The organism is Dactylosporangium sp. CA-152071, from assembly GCF_050936335.1.
GTDB classification, from domain to species: domain Bacteria; phylum Actinomycetota; class Actinomycetes; order Mycobacteriales; family Micromonosporaceae; genus Dactylosporangium; species Dactylosporangium maewongense.
Genome location: NZ_JBNJMZ010000002.1, coordinates 349,199 through 364,547 on the forward strand (window position 1 = coordinate 349,199; position 15,349 = coordinate 364,547).

General features: G+C 74.3%; 16 protein-coding genes and 1 riboswitch. Of the genes, 3 read left to right on the plus strand and 13 right to left on the minus strand.

Annotation, left to right across the window (positions count from 1 at the left end; translation table 11 throughout):
• Positions 1–66 precede the first annotated feature (66 nt).
• Entirely contained in the window at positions 67–666 is a 600-nt protein-coding gene (locus ACQEVZ_RS41695; RefSeq protein ID WP_433378026.1) for a class I SAM-dependent methyltransferase, read from the plus strand.
• Here ACQEVZ_RS41695 and ACQEVZ_RS41700 read toward each other — a convergent pair.
• The 7 genes from ACQEVZ_RS41700 to ACQEVZ_RS41730 are packed head-to-tail and all read right to left on the minus strand — an operon-like array spanning position 656 to position 6,195.
• Positions 656–1,537: an LLM class flavin-dependent oxidoreductase gene (locus ACQEVZ_RS41700; protein ID WP_433378029.1), complete on the minus strand. Its 882-nt coding sequence runs from the start codon at positions 1,535–1,537 to the stop codon at positions 656–658. The two genes, ACQEVZ_RS41695 and ACQEVZ_RS41700, sit on opposite strands and share 11 nt — an antisense overlap.
• Positions 1,467–2,792, minus strand: a complete 1,326-nt coding sequence (locus ACQEVZ_RS41705; protein WP_433378032.1) for a glycosyltransferase 87 family protein — start codon at positions 2,790–2,792, stop codon at positions 1,467–1,469. Before ACQEVZ_RS41705 ends, ACQEVZ_RS41700 begins: the two co-directional genes overlap by 71 nt.
• On the minus strand, positions 2,789–3,184 hold the full coding sequence (locus ACQEVZ_RS41710) for a hypothetical protein (protein WP_433378035.1): 396 nt from the start codon (positions 3,182–3,184) through the stop codon (positions 2,789–2,791). Before ACQEVZ_RS41710 ends, ACQEVZ_RS41705 begins: the two co-directional genes overlap by 4 nt.
• Positions 3,181–4,290, minus strand: coding sequence for a molybdopterin-dependent oxidoreductase (locus ACQEVZ_RS41715; protein WP_433378038.1), 1,110 nt, complete (start codon positions 4,288–4,290; stop codon positions 3,181–3,183). The genes ACQEVZ_RS41710 and ACQEVZ_RS41715 overlap by 4 nt, the downstream gene beginning before the upstream one ends.
• On the minus strand, positions 4,266–4,910 hold the full coding sequence (locus ACQEVZ_RS41720; protein ID WP_344514725.1) for a methyltransferase domain-containing protein: 645 nt from the start codon (positions 4,908–4,910) through the stop codon (positions 4,266–4,268). The genes ACQEVZ_RS41715 and ACQEVZ_RS41720 overlap by 25 nt, the downstream gene beginning before the upstream one ends.
• Positions 4,907–5,545: a TIGR04282 family arsenosugar biosynthesis glycosyltransferase gene (locus ACQEVZ_RS41725; protein ID WP_433378041.1), complete on the minus strand. Its 639-nt coding sequence runs from the start codon at positions 5,543–5,545 to the stop codon at positions 4,907–4,909. The genes ACQEVZ_RS41720 and ACQEVZ_RS41725 overlap by 4 nt, the downstream gene beginning before the upstream one ends.
• Positions 5,542–6,195 carry a glycosyltransferase family 2 protein gene (locus tag ACQEVZ_RS41730; RefSeq protein WP_433378044.1) on the minus strand — a complete coding sequence of 218 codons (654 nt, stop codon included), beginning with the start codon at positions 6,193–6,195 and terminating at the stop codon, positions 5,542–5,544. The genes ACQEVZ_RS41725 and ACQEVZ_RS41730 overlap by 4 nt, the downstream gene beginning before the upstream one ends.
• Positions 6,196–6,308: 113 nt before the next feature.
• On the opposite strand from ACQEVZ_RS41730, the gene ACQEVZ_RS41735 reads away from it, so the two are divergent.
• Positions 6,309–7,334 carry an NAD-dependent epimerase/dehydratase family protein gene (locus tag ACQEVZ_RS41735; RefSeq protein WP_433378047.1) on the plus strand — a complete coding sequence of 342 codons (1,026 nt, stop codon included), beginning with the start codon at positions 6,309–6,311 and terminating at the stop codon, positions 7,332–7,334.
• Between the two features lie 21 nt (positions 7,335–7,355).
• Here ACQEVZ_RS41735 and ACQEVZ_RS41740 read toward each other — a convergent pair whose 3' ends face one another.
• The 3 genes from ACQEVZ_RS41740 to ACQEVZ_RS41750 are packed head-to-tail and all read right to left on the minus strand — an operon-like array spanning position 7,356 to position 8,790.
• Positions 7,356–7,895: a hypothetical protein gene (locus ACQEVZ_RS41740; protein WP_354890498.1), complete on the minus strand. Its 540-nt coding sequence runs from the start codon at positions 7,893–7,895 to the stop codon at positions 7,356–7,358.
• The gene (locus ACQEVZ_RS41745) at positions 7,892–8,359 is read right to left on the minus strand and encodes a hypothetical protein (protein WP_433378050.1); all 468 of its coding nucleotides are present in this window, start codon (positions 8,357–8,359) and stop codon (positions 7,892–7,894) included. Before ACQEVZ_RS41745 ends, ACQEVZ_RS41740 begins: the two co-directional genes overlap by 4 nt.
• Positions 8,356–8,790 (minus strand): DUF4231 domain-containing protein, encoded by a 435-nt coding sequence (locus ACQEVZ_RS41750; protein ID WP_344514737.1) that lies wholly within the window; start codon positions 8,788–8,790, stop codon positions 8,356–8,358. The genes ACQEVZ_RS41745 and ACQEVZ_RS41750 overlap by 4 nt, the downstream gene beginning before the upstream one ends.
• Before the next feature lie 223 nt (positions 8,791–9,013).
• On the opposite strand from ACQEVZ_RS41750, the gene ACQEVZ_RS41755 reads away from it, so the two are divergent.
• A complete protein-coding gene (locus tag ACQEVZ_RS41755) occupies positions 9,014–9,433 on the plus strand; it encodes a hypothetical protein (RefSeq protein WP_433378053.1) in 420 nt (139 codons plus the stop codon).
• Here the strand turns inward: ACQEVZ_RS41755 and ahcY are convergent.
• From ahcY to ACQEVZ_RS41770, 3 genes are all read right to left on the minus strand, one after another.
• A complete protein-coding gene (ahcY, locus tag ACQEVZ_RS41760) occupies positions 9,427–10,887 on the minus strand; it encodes an adenosylhomocysteinase (protein ID WP_344514741.1) in 1,461 nt (486 codons plus the stop codon). The genes ACQEVZ_RS41755 and ahcY overlap by 7 nt on opposite strands.
• Positions 10,888–10,907: 20 nt before the next feature.
• A riboswitch (S-adenosyl-L-homocysteine riboswitch) is annotated at positions 10,908–10,992 on the minus strand.
• A gap of 21 nt (positions 10,993–11,013) precedes the next feature.
• Complete coding sequence (locus ACQEVZ_RS41765; protein WP_433378056.1) at positions 11,014–11,784, minus strand: hypothetical protein; 771 nt, start codon at positions 11,782–11,784, stop codon at positions 11,014–11,016.
• Positions 11,777–15,346 carry an SNF2-related protein gene (locus ACQEVZ_RS41770; protein ID WP_433378059.1) on the minus strand — a complete coding sequence of 1,190 codons (3,570 nt, stop codon included), beginning with the start codon at positions 15,344–15,346 and terminating at the stop codon, positions 11,777–11,779. The genes ACQEVZ_RS41765 and ACQEVZ_RS41770 overlap by 8 nt, the downstream gene beginning before the upstream one ends.
• Positions 15,347–15,349: the final 3 nt, after the last annotated feature.

Genomic DNA, 15,349 nt, shown 5'->3' on the forward strand with positions numbered 1-15,349 from the left:
GAACGCACCCGGCGCACCGATATGGCCACCGCCGCCCCGGGCAAATTTCGACGTTAGGGTGACGCGGTGGATCTGGGACGGGTGCGGGTGGCGTACGGGGCGGTGTCGGACCTCTACATCGAGTTGTTCGGGACGCGGGAGCAGTCGCACGCCGACGACCTCGCGTTCATCGAGCGGCACCTGACGAGGGCCGGCACGGTGCTCGACGTGGGCTGCGGGCCGGGGCACATGACCGACCACCTGCGCTCGCTCGGCGTCGACGCGACCGGGATCGACCTGGTGCCCGAGTTCATCGCCCACGCCGGGGCGGCGTTCCCGGGCGGCAGGTACCTGCTGGGGTCGATGGACCACCTGCCCGTCGCCGACGGGTCCGTGGCGGGGATCCTGTCCTGGTACTCGCTGATCCACCGGACACCGCACGAGGTCGGCGGTGTCCTCGCCGAGCTGCGGCGGGCCATGGCCCCGGGCGGGGCGCTGGTCGTCGGGTTCTTCGACGGCGACGCGGTCGAGGCGTTCGACCACAAGGTCGTGACGGCCTACCGGTGGCCCGTCGACGAGTTCTCCGGCCTCCTGGCGCAGGCCGGCTTCGCCGAGGTCGAACGGTGGCGGCGGCCCGCCGACGGCACCCACCGCGCGCACGCCGCCATCGCGGCCGTCACCGCTTGATGAGCCGCTCGGCGATCGCGTCGGCGATCTCCGGGTCCTCCGTCCACACCGGGTCGCCGGGGCGCGGGTCGTGGAAGACGACGTCGGTGAAGCCGAGCGCCTCGTACCGGCCGACGAAGTCCTCGAACGCGGCGACGCTCGCCAGGGGCCGCTCCGCGGTGTTGCCGACGAGGTAGATGCGGTCCAGCGCCGCCGGGTCGCGGCCGAGGGCGGCGCAGCGGTCGTCGAGGATCGCGGCCTGACGGCGGACCGCGGCCTCGATCGCGGCAGGGGACTGGTCCGCGGCGTCGGGCTCGCCGAAGGTGATCCACGCGTCGGCGTGCCGGGCGGTGAGCGCGAGCGTGCGAGGGCCCGCGGCCGCGAGGGCGATGGGCAGCCGGGGCCGCTGGACACAGCCGGGGACCATCCGGGCGTCGTCGACGGTGTAGTGCTCGCCCCGGTGCGAGTACCCCTGCGAGCGCAACAGCCCGTCGAGCACGTCGACGAACTCGGTGAGCCGGTCCGCCCGCTGCCGGGGGCTGAGCACCGGGTCGCCGAGGACGGTGGCGTCGAAGCCGGTGCCGCCCGCGCCGACGCCGAGGGTGAGCCGGCCGTCGCTGACGTGGTCGAGCGTCAGCGCCTCCTTCGCCAGCAGCGCCGGGTGCCGGAACGTCGGCGACGTGACCATCGTCCCGAGCCGCACCCGGCTCGTCACCCCGGCGAGCCCGGTCAGCCAGGGGATCGCCGCGTGCCACGGCTCGTCGCGGTACCGGCGCCACGACAGGTGGTCGTAGGTCCACAGGTGCGCGTAGCCGAGCGCCTCAAGGTGGCGGGCCCGGGCGACCGAGCGCGGCCACGGGTCGGTCGGGAGCAGCAGCACGCCGAGTCGCATGCCGCGATCTTATGCGGGCGCCGGCGACGACCACGACCAGCGCGGCGCCGTACGCGACCCGCTGCACCGTCGTCTGCACCAGGCCCAGGTCCGTGGCGAGCTGCGCGAAGGTGCCCGCGACGGCGAGGGTGAGCCATTCGGCGGGCGCGCCGTAGGCGACGAGCATGACCAGCAGCATCGCGTACCACGGGTAGGTCGGCGCGGTCACGAGCAGCGCCGCCGCGACCATGACGGCGGCGCCCCGCCACGGCCGGTCCGGGTCGGCGGTCCGCGCCACGTGCACGGCGGCCGCGGCGAGCAGCAGCACGGCCGCGGGCGCGACGGCGGGGCCGGGCAGCAGCAGGGCCAGCAGCGCGAAGCGGGTGCCGCTCGCGTAGCCCTCCTCGTGCAGGTAGCCGGGCAGGTAGCCGAGGACCGCGGGCCCGGCCGCGACGACGTGCGGCAGGTACACGGCGGCGACCGCGCCGGCCGCGGCGAGCACGACGGTGACCGGCCGCCGCCGCAGGACCGCGGGGCCGAGCAGCGCCGGGGTGAGCTTCGTGGCCACCGCCAGCCCGAGCAGCAGCCCACCGAGGGCCGCCGCCTGCCGGGTGCCGGCCCGGGCCAGCACGTACAGGGCGGCGGCGGCGAGCGCGACCGCGGCGACGTCGACGTGCGCGTTGTTGCCCGCCTCCAGCGCGACGAGCGGGCACCACGCCCACAGCACCGCCCGCCGGGGGTCGCGGCCGAGGCGGCGCAGGGCGTACCAGAGCAGCATCGCCGTGCCGAGCGCGAACGCCGACATGGTCAGCTGCATCGGGCGGGTCCGCGCGCCGTCGGGCACCACCGCGAACAAGGCCTCCGCGACCGGCGGATAGATCGTCGGCACGTCCGGCCGGTTGATGAGCGTGCACCCGCTCGGCACGCACCAGTTCGAGTGCTCCGGCCACAGGAAACCGTCGCGCAGGCCGGCGAGTTCCGGCGCGGACGGCGGGAACCGGTAGGGGTCGATCCCCGCGCGCTGGACCCGGCCGTCCCACACGTAGCGGTACATGTCGTCGCTGCTGTTCGGCGGCTCCAGCCCGGCGGCGAGCGGCAGCGCGGCGCCGCCGGCGAGCACGAGGACCAGGGCGGTTCGGCGGTCGAGGCGGCAGACCAGCCACGCGCCGGCCGCGAACGGCAGCCACATCAGCAGGTACCAGCGCCCCGGCAGCACCAGCAGCGCCGCCAGCATCGCGGCCAGGCACGCGGCCGCCGCGACCCGCCGCGCGGTCATCGCCGCCTCCGCAGGTTCGCGACGGTCCACGCGCCCGCGACCGCCCACACGACGGCGAGGACCAGCGCGAGACCCCGGCCGTAGGACTGCGGGAACGCGGACGGGTTGTCGGGGACGCGGCCCGCGCCGATGACGAACGGCAGCGCGACGACGGTCACCGCGGCGCTGACGACGAGCGCCGCCCGCACCGGGCCGCGGGCCGGTCGCGGCACCCACCGGGTGAGCGCGACGCCGGCGAGGACGACGGCGGGGACGACGAGGAAGTCGTGGCCGGCGAGCAGCACCGCGGCGAACACCAGCTGCCCGAGCGGGTTCGCGCCGCCGTCGGTGAGCAGGCCGTAGGCGCCGTAGCCGGCGGCGGCGAGCCCGAGGACCACCAGCAGTGCCCTCACGGCGACACCACGGTGAGCGCGCCGACCCACTTCGTCTGCAGCACGCCCGGCCGGTCCGGTGCGATGAGCCGGCACGGGTAGCCGTGGTCGGGGTGCAGCGGCTCGCCGTGCAGCCGCAACGCCAGCAGCGTCAACGGGTCCTGCGCCAACCGGGCGTCCACTGTGGACGTGCGGTAGCCGCCGTCGCGCTGCAGCGACTCGACGGTCACCGCGAGGCCCGCGGCGCCGACGAGGCGGAGCAGGTCGGCGACCCGGACGCCGGTCCATTCGGCGTCGGCGCTCCAGCCCTCGACACAGGCGATCGGCAGCGACACCGTGTGCTGCGGCATCGCCCGCAGGTCGGCGAGGCTCAGCGCGTGCCGGCCGCCGGGGCCGGTCAACACGAGCCGGTAGCCGCCGTCGACCGTGGTCACGCCGGCGGCGGCCGCGGTCTTGTTCACCGGTACACCCTGCGGGCCGACATCGGGCAGCCGCGGCGCCAGCAGCGACAGCCGCCGCAGCGGGCGGACCGTCTGCCCGGCGGTGGCGACGGTGATGACCCCCGCCGCCGCCCCGACGAGCCCGAGGACCGCCCGGCGGGACCGCCGGGCGGACGGCGACGGGGCCGGCGTGCGGAGGACCGGCAGTTTCGCCGCGACGTGCAACAGCACCGCGCCGGCCAGCAGCCACGCCGTCCAGTAGTGCGCGCCGACGAACCCGAACGGCATCAGCGAGTACCAGTAGGCGATGTTGAGCAGGCCGGTGACGAGCTCGAACAGGGCGGCGGCGGACAGCAGCGCGACGGTGCCGCGTTCCAGGGCGTGCGCCACACCGCGCACCGGCGGCCACGCGAACAGCTTCGGGTGGACCGACCAGACCTTCGCGGTGAGCAGCGGGAAGCACGCGAGGCCGGTGGCGACGTGCAGGCCCTGGGTCAGCCGGTACAGGTTGACCGGGCGTGACGGCCAGCGCCACCACCCGGGCGGGTGCTGGATCGCGTGGCTGATCAGCCCGGTCACGAGGCACACGGTGAACGCCCCGGCGAGCCACAGGCCCAGGTGCGCGGTCAGGCGCGGATCCGTGGGCCGCCGCGACAGGCGCGTCAGGGCGTCAGGTGGGCGAACCATCGGCCGGCCTCCGTCCAGGTCCCGGCGAGCCGCAGGGCGGCGTCGCGTGCGACGGCGGCGATGTCGTCGACGCTGACGAACGCCCACGCGAACGCGGTGCTGGTCCGGTCCGCGTCGGTGAGCGCGACCCGGCCGCTCCAGGTCCGCCCGCCCGGCGGGTCGACCTCGACGAGGACACTGCCGTCACCGCCGATGAGGCTCCGGCAGCGGCGCAGCAGCCGGGCCGGGTCACCGCCGATGCCGATGTTGCCGTCGGCGAGCAGCGCACAGGTCCAGTCGCCCTCACGGGGCAGCGGGGCGAAGAGGTCGCCGCGGATGACGGATGCGCCGCGGCGGCGCGCGTACCGGACGGCCTGCGGGCTGACGTCGACGCCGAGGACGCGGCGGCCGGTCGCGGCGACGGCCTCCGTGAGCCGGCCCGCGCCGCAGCCGAGGTCGAGGGTGCCGTCCGTGCACCGCTGGACGAGCTGCGCGTCGCCGGCCCGCGGCGCGCCGGACCACGATCCGGCGTCGAGCGGGCGGACCACGGCACCGTCCGCGTCGACCAGGTCCATCGCGGCGGGCTCTCCGCGGGCGGCGCGGCGCAGCGCGGCACCGTAGAGGGCGACCGGCGCGCTCATGTCGCGGCCCCGGCCGGTACCGACGCCGCAACCGCCGTCGTGAACCGGCCCGGTTCGCAGCCGGCGGCGACGGCCCGGGCGTCCTCGGCGGTGTCGACGTCACGCAGGGTCGGCAGGGTCGCCACGCCGAGGCCCAGCCCGCGCAGCGCCGCGTGGGTGGCGGCACCGGTGTCCGAGGTGGACATGGGGACGCCCGTGAGCACCCTGGCGGTGGACGGGTCCCGCAGGCCGAGCGCCCACCAGCCGCCGTCCTCCGCCGGCCCGAGGACCGCCCCGGTGGTGGCGAGCGCCGCGCAGGCCGCGACGATGTGGCCGACGCGCACCTGCGGGGTGTCCATGCCGACGAGGAGGGTGGCGACGCCGGGGAGCGCGGTGTCGGCGTACGCGGCGGCGAGCCGCTCGCCGAGACCGTCGCCGCGCTGCGGGTGGCGGTGCCAGCCGGGCGGGGCGGGCAGGTCGCCGTCGACGACCAGGGTCCGGCGGGCGGCGGGCGCGGCGGTGAGGACGTCGACGGTGTCGGCGAGCATGGCCGCGGCGATCCCGGCGGCCTCCGCCGGTGTGCACGGGGGACAGAGGCGGGTCTTCACCCGTCCCGGCACCGGCGTCTTCGCCAGCAGCAGCAGCTGGACCCTCATCGTGCCAGCACCTTCGACATGTCGCGCACGGCGCGGGCGGTGCCGCGGACCGACCCGGTGACCTTCGACCGGCCGCCGGCGATGCGGGGCGCGTAGTCGACGTCGACCTCGGCGATGCGCCACCCGGCCGCCGCGGCGCGGACCATCATCTCCAGGGGGTAGCCGAACCTGCGGTCGCGCAGTCCCAGCCCGAGCAGCGCCTCGCGGCGGGCGGCGCGCATGGGGCCGAGGTCGTGCACGGGGATCCCGGTGGTGCGGCGCAGGCGCCACGCCACGACGGCGTTGCCGGCCCTGCCGTGCAGCGGCCAGGCACCGCGGGCGGTCGGGCGGCGGCGGCCGAGCGACAGGTCGAGGCGCCCCCGCAGGACCGGTTCGGTGACGCGGGGCAGCTGCCGTGGGTCGAACGAGCCGTCGGCGTCCATGAAGCACACGACGTCGGCGGTCGCCGCCTCGAGGCCCGCGTGGGCGGCGGCGCCGAACCCGCGCGGCGCGGCGTGGACGACGACCGCGCCGTGCGCCTCGGCGATCGCCGGCGACCCGTCGGTGGACCCGTTGTCGGCGACGACCGCCCGGTAGCCGTCCGGCAGCCGGGACAGCACCCACGGCAACGCGGCGGCCTCATTCAGACAAGGCAATACGACATCTGGCACGGATCGGACGCTACCGAGGATCCCGGGGCGAAGATCTTACGAGGAACGAACCAACCATTACGAACCGCGAACGCGGCCGTCGACCGCCGTCGCCGCCGCCTACGGTCGACGGCATGCGGATCCTCGTCACCGGCGGAGCCGGGTTCATCGGCGGTCACGTCGTCACCGCGCTGCGCGCCGCGGGCCACGACGTCGGCGTGCTCGACCTGCTGCACCCGGCCGCGCACCGCTCGCCCCCGCCGGACGCCGACCGCGTCGACGTGCGTGACCGGGCCGCGGTCGCGGCGCTGCTGGACGGGGTCGACGCCGTGGTGCACCAGGCGGCGATGGTCGGCATGGGTGTCGACCTGGCCGACCTGCCGGAGTACGTGGGCTGCAACGACCTCGGCACCGCCGTGCTGCTCGCGGAGATGGCCCGCGCCGGCGTGCGGCGGCTCGTCCTGGCCAGCTCGATGGTCGTCTACGGCGAGGGCGGCTACGCGTGCCCGTCCCACGGTGCGACGTCGCCGGCGCCGCGCGCCGCCGCGGATCTCGACGCCGGACGGTTCGAGCCGGGCTGCCCGTCCTGCGGCACGCCGCTGGAGCCCCGCGACGTCGACGAGGACGCGCCGCCGCGCCCACGCAGCGTGTACGCCGCGACGAAGGTCGCCCAGGAGCACCTCGCGCAGGCGTGGGCGCTCGCCGGCGCGGGGACGGTGGTGGCGTTGCGGTACCACAACGTGTACGGGCCCGGCATGCCCCGCGACACGCCCTACAGCGGCGTCGCCGCCATCTTCCGCTCCGCGCTCGCCGCCGGCCGGGCGCCGCGCGTCTTCGAGGACGGCGCGCAGCGCCGCGACTTCGTCCACGTCACCGACGTCGCCGCCGCGAACGTGCTGGCGCTCGACGCGGCGGTCGACGGGTTCCGGGCGTACAACATCGCCTCGGGCCGGCCGACCACCGTCGGTGCCATGGCCGCGACCCTCGCCGCCGCGATGGACGGCCCGGCACCGGTGATCACGGGCGACCACCGCGCCGGCGACGTCCGGCACGTGGTCGCCGCCCCTGGCCGCGCCCGCGCCGAGCTCGGCTTCACCGCCGCCGTCGACCTCACCGAAGGCCTGCGCGACTTCGCCACCGCGCCGCTGCGCGCCCTCTGAGGGATCCTTCAGCGGGGTCCCTCAGAGGGCGGTCGGGTCGATGACCCGGACGTGCGGGTCGGTCACGTCGTAACCGAGGCGGGCCACCATGTCGGCGGTGCCGCCGGGTCCGTCGCCGTTGCGGCCGTCCCAGACCAGCAGCGCCCGCGGGCGGTCGTCGAGGCCCTTTACGAGGTCGACCATCCACTGGTTCGTCTGACTGAAGACGTCGGCGTCGCCGGTACTGTGCAGCACCCGGACCTCGCTGCCGCGCAGCACGCGCTCGAAGCGGGCGCTCCAGTCGGTGCCGGGCAGCGCCACCGACGACGGCTCGAACTCCGCGACCGGCATCGCCAGGCAGAGCGTCACGGCCGCGCCCCGGGAGAGCGCGGCCTCCGCGGCGATCAGGTCGGCGCCGCGGGCACCGCCGCACACGAGCACCGACCCGGGCCCGACCCGCCATTCGTCGAACGTCTCCGCCACCAGCCTCGCGACCTCGCCGGCGACCCGCTGCGGAAACCGTGGTGCCGGCCGGCCGGGCGCGTCGACGAGATGGCCGCTGGCCAGCACGACGGGCATCACCGCTCGACGCTGGGCGTGCCGTCGGCCTGCCTGACCACCAGCTGCCCCCAGTGTCCGTTCTCGGTCCGCAGGACCTCCTCGACCCGCAGCAGCGCGGCGCGGTCGTCCGGCGCGTCCCGCCAGGAATGACCGGCCGAGCGTACCCCCTTCAACGCGTCCTCATAGGACCGCCGCAGGCTGGAGAACCCCATCAGCGAGCTGTACCCGGCGACCGCACCGGCGAGCGCCGCGATCAGCGCCGCGACCAGGCCGCACACGCCGCGGGCCGTCGCCGACCCCGGCCCGCTGAACACCTGCGCGGTCGCGCCGACCACACCCGACAGCACCAGCAGACCGTTGCGGAGCCGGACGCCCTGCTTGTAGGCGTTGCGGAACTCGTCGCGACGCCCCTCCAGAAACCGTTGCTGCTGCTGTACGCGGTGCTGCTCGTACAGGTCGCGGAACTGCGACTCGCGGTCGGTCACGTCAGCTCCTCACCCTCGTCGATCGCGTCGACCGCGCGGACCAGCAGGCGCGCCCGATTGTCGCCCGTGTATGGCTCGACGCGGGCGAGATAGATGAAGTACAGCGCCCGCAGGCGCTCCGCCTTGACCCGCGCGAGCCGGTAGTCGGCGAGCGCGTGGTCGTCCACGACGAACTGCGACACCCCCGCCAGCGCGACCGCCAGCACCGCCAGGACCGCCGACGGCCAGCGCTGGTCCGACAGGACCGCCTGCAGCCCGCCGAGCCCGGTCAGCAGCGCGGAGCCGAGCAGCACGACGATGCCCTGCAGCCGGTAGCTGCGCTGGCCGCGCAGCGCCTCGAGGTCGTAGCGCTCGAACCGCTCCTCGACCGGGCGCAGCGCCTCGAAGTCCTCGGCGAGCGCCGGGTAACCGGCCTTCGCCGCCGGTGGCATGATCGGATCGGAAACGAGCCGCGATCCGCGTCGCGGGAACCGCCGGAAAAGGTCGCGCACGCCGCCTCCGTCACCATCGACATCGTCGGCATTGAATCTACGAAAGCGCCGCAACCGTTGACAACGGTCACATCGTCCACATGCCCGACCCGAACCGGCGACCCGTGCCGCGCGCGGGGTTTTCGGGGTTCCGGCGTACCGTGGACTCGAGGGGGTGAGACAGATGATCGTCACCCAGGAAGAGATGCGGGTCGGCGTGCCGGCGATGCGTGCCTATGAGCACCTGGTGCACCTCAGCGAACATCCGCGGTTCATGTCCGGGGTCCTCGCCGTGAGCCAGGCCGGCGACGACGCCGCGCACCTGGCGCTCGACATCGGCGGGCGGCGGGTCGAGATCGACGCGGTCCTCGGCGACATCGAGCCGGGGCGGTACGTGCGGTGGGACAGCGCTCAGCTCGTCGAGGCGTACTGGCTGGAGCCGCTCGGCGACGACGCCACCAACGTGGTGGCGGTCGCGCAGCTGGACGAGCGACTGGTGCACCCGCACGGCGCGCAGCCGGACGCGGAACTGCACGCCCGGCTGCGCATGGATCTGAAGGGCTTCAAGCGGTACTGCGAGGAGGCCGAGCTGACCCCTCAGTAGCGGTAGTGCTCCGGCTTGTACGGGCCGGCCACGTCGACGCCGATGTACTCGGCCTGCTCCTTGGTCAGCTCGGTCAGCCGGACGCCGAGCGCCTCGAGGTGCAGCGCGGCGACCTTCTCGTCGAGGTGCTTCGGCAGGCGGTACACCTGGCGCTCGTACGCGTCCGGCTTCGTGAACAGCTCGATCTGCGCGATCGTCTGGTTGGTGAAGCTGTTGGACATGACGAAGCTCGGGTGACCGGTGGCGTTGCCCAGGTTGAGCAGCCGGCCCTCGGACAGCACGATGATCGCGTGCCCATCGGGGAACGTCCACTCGTGCACCTGCGGCTTGATCTCGTTCTTCACGATGCCCGGGACCTTCGCCAGCCCGGCCATGTCGATCTCGTTGTCGAAGTGCCCGACGTTGCCGACGATCGCGTTGTGCTTCATGGCGGCCAGGTCGGCGGCCATGATGATGTCCTTGTTGCCGGTGGTGGTGATGAACAGGTCCGCGGTCGCGACGACGTCCTCGAGGCGGACCACGGGCAGCCCGTGCATGGCGGCCTGCAGCGCGCAGATCGGGTCGATCTCGGTGACGACGACCCGGGCGCCCATGCCGCGCAGCGCCTCGGCGGCGCCCTTGCCGACGTCGCCGTAGCCGCAGACGACGGCGAGCTTCCCGGCCAGCATCACGTCCGTGGCGCGGTTGATGCCGTCCAGCAGCGAGTGGCGGATGCCGTACGTGTTGTCGAACTTCGACTTGGTGACCGAGTCGTTGACGTTGATCGCGGGGAACAGCAGCTCACCGCTCTCGGCGAGCTTGTAGAGCCGCTTGACGCCGTTGGTGGTCTCCTCGGTGACGCCGCGGATGCCGGCGGCCAGCTTCGTGAAGCGCCGGTTGTCCTTCGCGAGGCTGTCGGCGAGGGTACCGAGTACGAGCGCGAACTCCTCCGAATCGGCGGACGTCGGCTGCGGCACCCGGCCCGCGGCCTCGAACTCGACGCCCTTGTGCACCAGCAGCGTGGCGTCGCCGCCGTCGTCGACGATCATGTTCGGGCCGAGGCCGTCGCCGAAGTCGAACAGCTGGTCGGTGCACCACCAGTACTCGGCGAGCGTCTCGCCCTTCCACGCGAACACCGGCGTGCCGGTCGGTGCGTCGACCGTCCCGTGCGGGCCGACGACGACCGCGGCCGCCGCCTCGTCCTGGGTGGAGAAGATGTTGCAGGACACCCAGCGGACCTCGGCGCCGAGCGCGACGAGGGTCTCGATCAGCACCGCCGTCTGCACGGTCATGTGCAACGAGCCGGCGATCCGCGCGCCGCGCAACGGCTGCGCGTCGGCGAACTCGCGGCGCGTCGCCATCAGGCCCGGCATCTCGTGCTCGGCGAGGCGGATCTGGGTCCGGCCGGCGGCCGCGAGGGAGAGATCGGCAACGGCGAACTCGATCCCGTTGCGCGTCTGCAGATACTTGTGCATAGCCTAAGGTCACCTCCCGGTGACAGGAGGCGCCCTTGGGTCAAGGGTAGTCAACGGCCGAGCGTGGCGAACCCGTGCGGGTCCGTCGCAGCGCCTCTCGGCCGTGACCGCGGCGTCGCCTTGTGCTCAGCCGCGATTGGGTTCGACGGTACCGCCTCCGTCGTTTTCCCCGCAACCGAGTGTGCGGTAGACGTCACGGAGCAGGTCGGTCACCTCGAACCGGCCGACGGTGAGTCTCAGCTGGTCGAGCTGGTCGAGGATGGCGTCGGGTCTCGCTATCGCGCCGGGCAGGGGTTCGTTTCTTGTGGTGACCCTGGGGCCGGCGGTCCAGAAGCTCCTGGCCGCCTGGGGCTCCGGGTCTGTGGGCGCCACGTGCCTGGTCTCGGACACGCGGTGGCTGCGCAGCTCCTCGAGCAGCTCGTCGCGACCCTTGCCGCGCCAGGCCAGGATGGTGAACGGGTCGTTGTCGAACTCCTCCGCCAGCACGTAGCAGGCGGCGGTCAGGTGCCGGCACGGCTTCTGCCAGCCGGGGCAGTCGCAGTCCATGACCAGCTCGGCGAGGCTCTGCGGGAACAGGGACAGCCCATAGCTCTGCAGCAGCTGGTCCAGGTCCTCCGGCAGGTGCCCGGCGAGCAGCTTCGCCGCGTACCGCGCCTCCTTGGACAGTGCCCGCTCGATGCGGGCCCAGTCGGCGGCGGAGAACGCCTTCGCGGCGATGCGCGACCGGTACGTCTCACCGTCCTCGTCGAGGATCAGCGCCGTCACGATGCTGCTGGAGATGGTGAGCGACCGGACGTTGCCGGCGCGGGCGTAGCGGCGGCCGACGGAAAATGTCGTGCCCATGCGCAAGGATTCGAGCATGGCGATGAACTGGTGGGACCACCTCGTCTCACTCATCCGTCGCCTCCGGGCGCAGGGTCATCAGGTCCAGGAGGTCGTCGGTGGACAGGCCCGTGAGCCAGCCCTCGCCGCTGCCGACGGCGACCCCGGCGAGGGTCCGCTTCTCCGCCATGATGGTGTCGACCCGCTCCTCGACGGTGCCGACGCAGACGAAGGTGTGCACCTGCACGTCGCGGCGCTGCCCGATGCGGAAGGCGCGGTCCGTGGCCTGCTGCTCGGTCGCCGGGTTCCACCACCTGTCGACGTGCACGACGTGGTTGGCGGCGGTCAGGTTGAGCCCGGTCCCGCCCGCCTTCAGCGACAGCAGCAGCACCCCCGGCCCCGTCCCGGTCTGGAACCGCTCGACCATCGCGTCCCGGGCGCCCTTCGCGGTGCCCCCGTGCAGGAACTCGACACCGGTCCCGAGCCGCCCCGCCAGGTAGGGCGCCAGCAGGTGGCCGAACTTGGCGAACTGTGTGAAGACCAGCGCCCGGTCCCCGGCGTCGAGGGCCGTGGCGAGGATCTCCTCGAGGCGCGCCAGCTTCCCCGACCGTCCCGCCAGCGGCGTGCCGTCGCCCATCAGGTGCGCCGGGTGGTTGCACACCTGCTTGAGCTTCGTCATCGCCGACAGCACCAGGCCCTTGCGCCGCTCACCGGACCGCCCCTCGCGCAGCTTCACGAAGAGCTCGTTGACGACCGCCTTGTAGAGCGTCGCCTGTTCGAGGGTCAGGTTGCACCACTGGCGGCGTTCGAGCTTGTCCGGCAGGTCCGCGATGACCGCCCGGTCGGTCTTCACCCGGCGCAGCAGGAAGGGGCGCGTGACCCGGCGCAGGCGGGCGGCCGCGTCGGCGTCGGCGTAGCGCTCGACCGGCACCGAGTAGCGGGCCCGGAAGATGGCCGCCGGCCCGAGGATGCCCGGGTTCAGGAAGTCCGCGATCGACCACAGCTCCGTCAGCCGGTTCTCCACCGGGGTGCCGGTCAGCGCGACCCGGTGCCGCGCCGGGATCCGCCGCACCGCCCGCGCCGCGGCGCTGGTGCTGTTCTTCACGTGCTGCGCCTCGTCGAGCACGATCCGGTCCCAGTCCCGCGCCGCCAGCCGGTCCACGTCCCGGGTCGCGACCTGGTAGGTGGTGAGGACCAGGTCGGCGTCGAGCTCGTCCGCCGCCCGTTCCGTGCCGTGGTGGACGGCGACCCGCAGGCCCGGCGTGAAACGCCCGATCTCGCGCCGCCAGTTGCCGAGCACCGACAGCGGGCACACGATCAGCGTCGGCGGCCGGGCGCCGCGCTCGCGCAGCAGCGCCTCCAGCGCCAGGACCTGCACGGTCTTGCCGAGGCCCATGTCGTCGGCGAGCAGCGCCCCGACGCCGAGCCCGTCGAGGAAGGCCAGCCACGACAGGCCCTTGCGCTGGTAGGGCCGCAGCGTCGTGGCGAGGGACGCGGGCGGCTCCAGCAGCTCCAGGCGCTCCACGGCCCGGCCCGTCAGCAGGTCCGCGAGCCATCCCGTGCCGTCGACGCCCGTGACCGGCAGGGGCAGGTCGCCCTCGGGGATGAGCCTGACGAGCCGCATCGCCTCACCGGCCGACATGTGCCCCTGCCCGCCCCGGGCGAGGAAGGCGAGGCCGGCGCGGAGCTTCTCCCGGTCGAGGTGCACCCAGCGGCCGCGCAGCCGCACCAGCGGCACCTTCGCCCGCGCGAGCGCCCGCAGGTCCGCCTCGCTGAGGAACTCGTCACCGATCGCGAGCCCCCACCGGTAGCGCACGATCGCGGCCCGGTTCGCCGTCGTGTCCCGCAGCACCGGGGCCGCGGGCTGCGCCGAGTGCGTCGTCAGTGTCAGCCCCAGATCCTGCCGCCGCTGCCACTGCGCGGGCAGCAGCACCCCGAAGCCCGCGTCGTGCAGGATCCCCGCGTGCCGCAGGAAGCCGTAGGCGCCGATCGTGTCCAGCCGCAGCTGCTCGGGGCGCGCCTGGTGCAGCGCCTCGTCGAGCTCGGGCCAGAGCCGGCTCGCCCTGCCGAGGTCCGCCAGCAGCACGTCCTGCGGATAGTCGACCCACCGGAAGAGCGGCGACGCCCCGCTGCGCCAGACGTCCTTGGCCGGCACGAGCAGCCCGGGCTCCGCGACCGGCTGCAACATGAACTCCACCAGCCACCCCGACACGTCCCGCCCGTCGTCGACCCGCACCCCCGCCTCACCGGCCGCCGCCCCGACGGCGTCGTCCTCCTCGTCCTCGTCGAACTCCTCGACAAACGTCAACCGGAAGCACAACCGCACCGCCGCCGGCCGCCCACTCTCCGCCCACCGCCGGATCTCGTCCCGCACCCGCCGCACGTCCGTGCTCTCCCGCACGGCCCGCCCCACCAAACCACCCACGCCACCCACACCGTCGCCGCTCAGCCCGCCGCTGCTGCTCGGCTCGCTGCTGCTCGGCACGCCCCTGTTTGCGGTGCTGCCGTTGCTCAGCCCACCGCCGTTGCTCGGCTCGTCGTCGCCGCTGCCGTTCGGTGTGCTGTCGACGTTCAGTGCGTCGCTGTCGCTCACCGTGTCGCTGTAGCCCGGTGCGCTGCCGCTGTTCGGTGCGCTGTCGTTGCTCGGCGGGCGGCTGTGGCTTGACGTGTTGCCGCTCTCGGTGCTCGGCGGGCTGGAGGCGTTCAGTGCGCCGATGGTGGTTGGCGGGTGGCTGTTGCTCGGTGCGTCGCCGCTGTTCGGTTCGCTGCTGGTGCTTGGCGTGGTGCCGCCACTTGGTGTGCCGTTGTTGTTCGGCGGGCGACTGCCGTTCGGGGGCAGGTGTTCGTGGAGGGTGGGGTCGGCGTTCGGTGTGCGGTTGCTCAGCGTGCCGCCGGTCGGTGCGGGGCTGCTGTGCGGGGTTGGGCGTTCGCGGAGGGTGGGGTCGGGGGAGGTGAGGGCGGCTAGCCAGGCGCGGACGGTGCTGTCCTGGCGGACCGCGGCGTCGGTGACGATGGGGCGGTTGGTGAGGGCGGCGCGGACGAGGGCGTCGACCTGGTGGTCGAGCGCGGCGCGGGCGGCCTCGTCGGGGGTCCAGTCGGCGGCGGCGAAGGCGGCGCCCGGCAGGGAGCGGCACAGGGACTCGAACGTGATGGCGTCGTCGGCCCACAGGACGGGGCGCCAGCGGGCCTCGATCGGGTGGTCGAGGAGGTCGGGGAGGACGCGGCCCCGGTGCACCAGGTCGGCGGCGAACGTGACGAGGTCCGTCAGCGCGCCGATCGACGGGGCCGCCACGATGGCGGAGTCGGGGGCGTCGTCGGCGGTGAGGGCGGCTTCGAGGTCGGTGCCGGGTGGGGCGTACACGATCGGGACGGTCCACAGCATCGTGCCGGTGGTGTCCGGGTCGCGGTCGGTGGCGGCCGGTGGGGTGAGGGTGGGGGAGGGCAGCGGGCGGGCGCCGGTGGTCGGCAGGACCAGGTCGGCGGTGGCGACGTCGCCGGGGAGCGGGGGCAGGACCGCGAACGGGTGGGGGACCGCCCGCCTGGGGCGGCGGCGCAGGCCTGAGGCCGGGCCTGGGGTGGTCTCGGCCCAGTAGGCGAGCCGGCCGCCGGCCGTGATGACCCCGTGCACGACGTTCACTCC

Bases quoted from the DNA above. Each gene is read 5' to 3' on its own strand.
- ACQEVZ_RS41700 (WP_433378029.1), bottom strand. From the start codon at position 1,537: ATGCGACTCGGCGTGCTGCTGCTCCCGACCGACCCGTGGCCGCGCTCG.
- ACQEVZ_RS41705 (WP_433378032.1), bottom strand. From the start codon at position 2,792: ATGACCGCGCGGCGGGTCGCGGCGGCCGCGTGCCTGGCCGCGATGCTG.
- ACQEVZ_RS41715 (WP_433378038.1), bottom strand. From the start codon at position 4,290: ATGGTTCGCCCACCTGACGCCCTGACGCGCCTGTCGCGGCGGCCCACG.
- ACQEVZ_RS41720 (WP_344514725.1), bottom strand. From the start codon at position 4,910: ATGAGCGCGCCGGTCGCCCTCTACGGTGCCGCGCTGCGCCGCGCCGCC.
- ACQEVZ_RS41725 (WP_433378041.1), bottom strand. From the start codon at position 5,545: ATGAGGGTCCAGCTGCTGCTGCTGGCGAAGACGCCGGTGCCGGGACGG.
- ACQEVZ_RS41735 (WP_433378047.1), top strand. From the start codon at position 6,309: ATGCGGATCCTCGTCACCGGCGGAGCCGGGTTCATCGGCGGTCACGTC.
- ACQEVZ_RS41750 (WP_344514737.1), bottom strand. From the start codon at position 8,790: ATGCCACCGGCGGCGAAGGCCGGTTACCCGGCGCTCGCCGAGGACTTC.
- ACQEVZ_RS41755 (WP_433378053.1), top strand. From the start codon at position 9,014: ATGATCGTCACCCAGGAAGAGATGCGGGTCGGCGTGCCGGCGATGCGT.
- ahcY (WP_344514741.1), bottom strand. From the start codon at position 10,887: ATGCACAAGTATCTGCAGACGCGCAACGGGATCGAGTTCGCCGTTGCC.
- ACQEVZ_RS41765 (WP_433378056.1), bottom strand. From the start codon at position 11,784: ATGAGTGAGACGAGGTGGTCCCACCAGTTCATCGCCATGCTCGAATCC.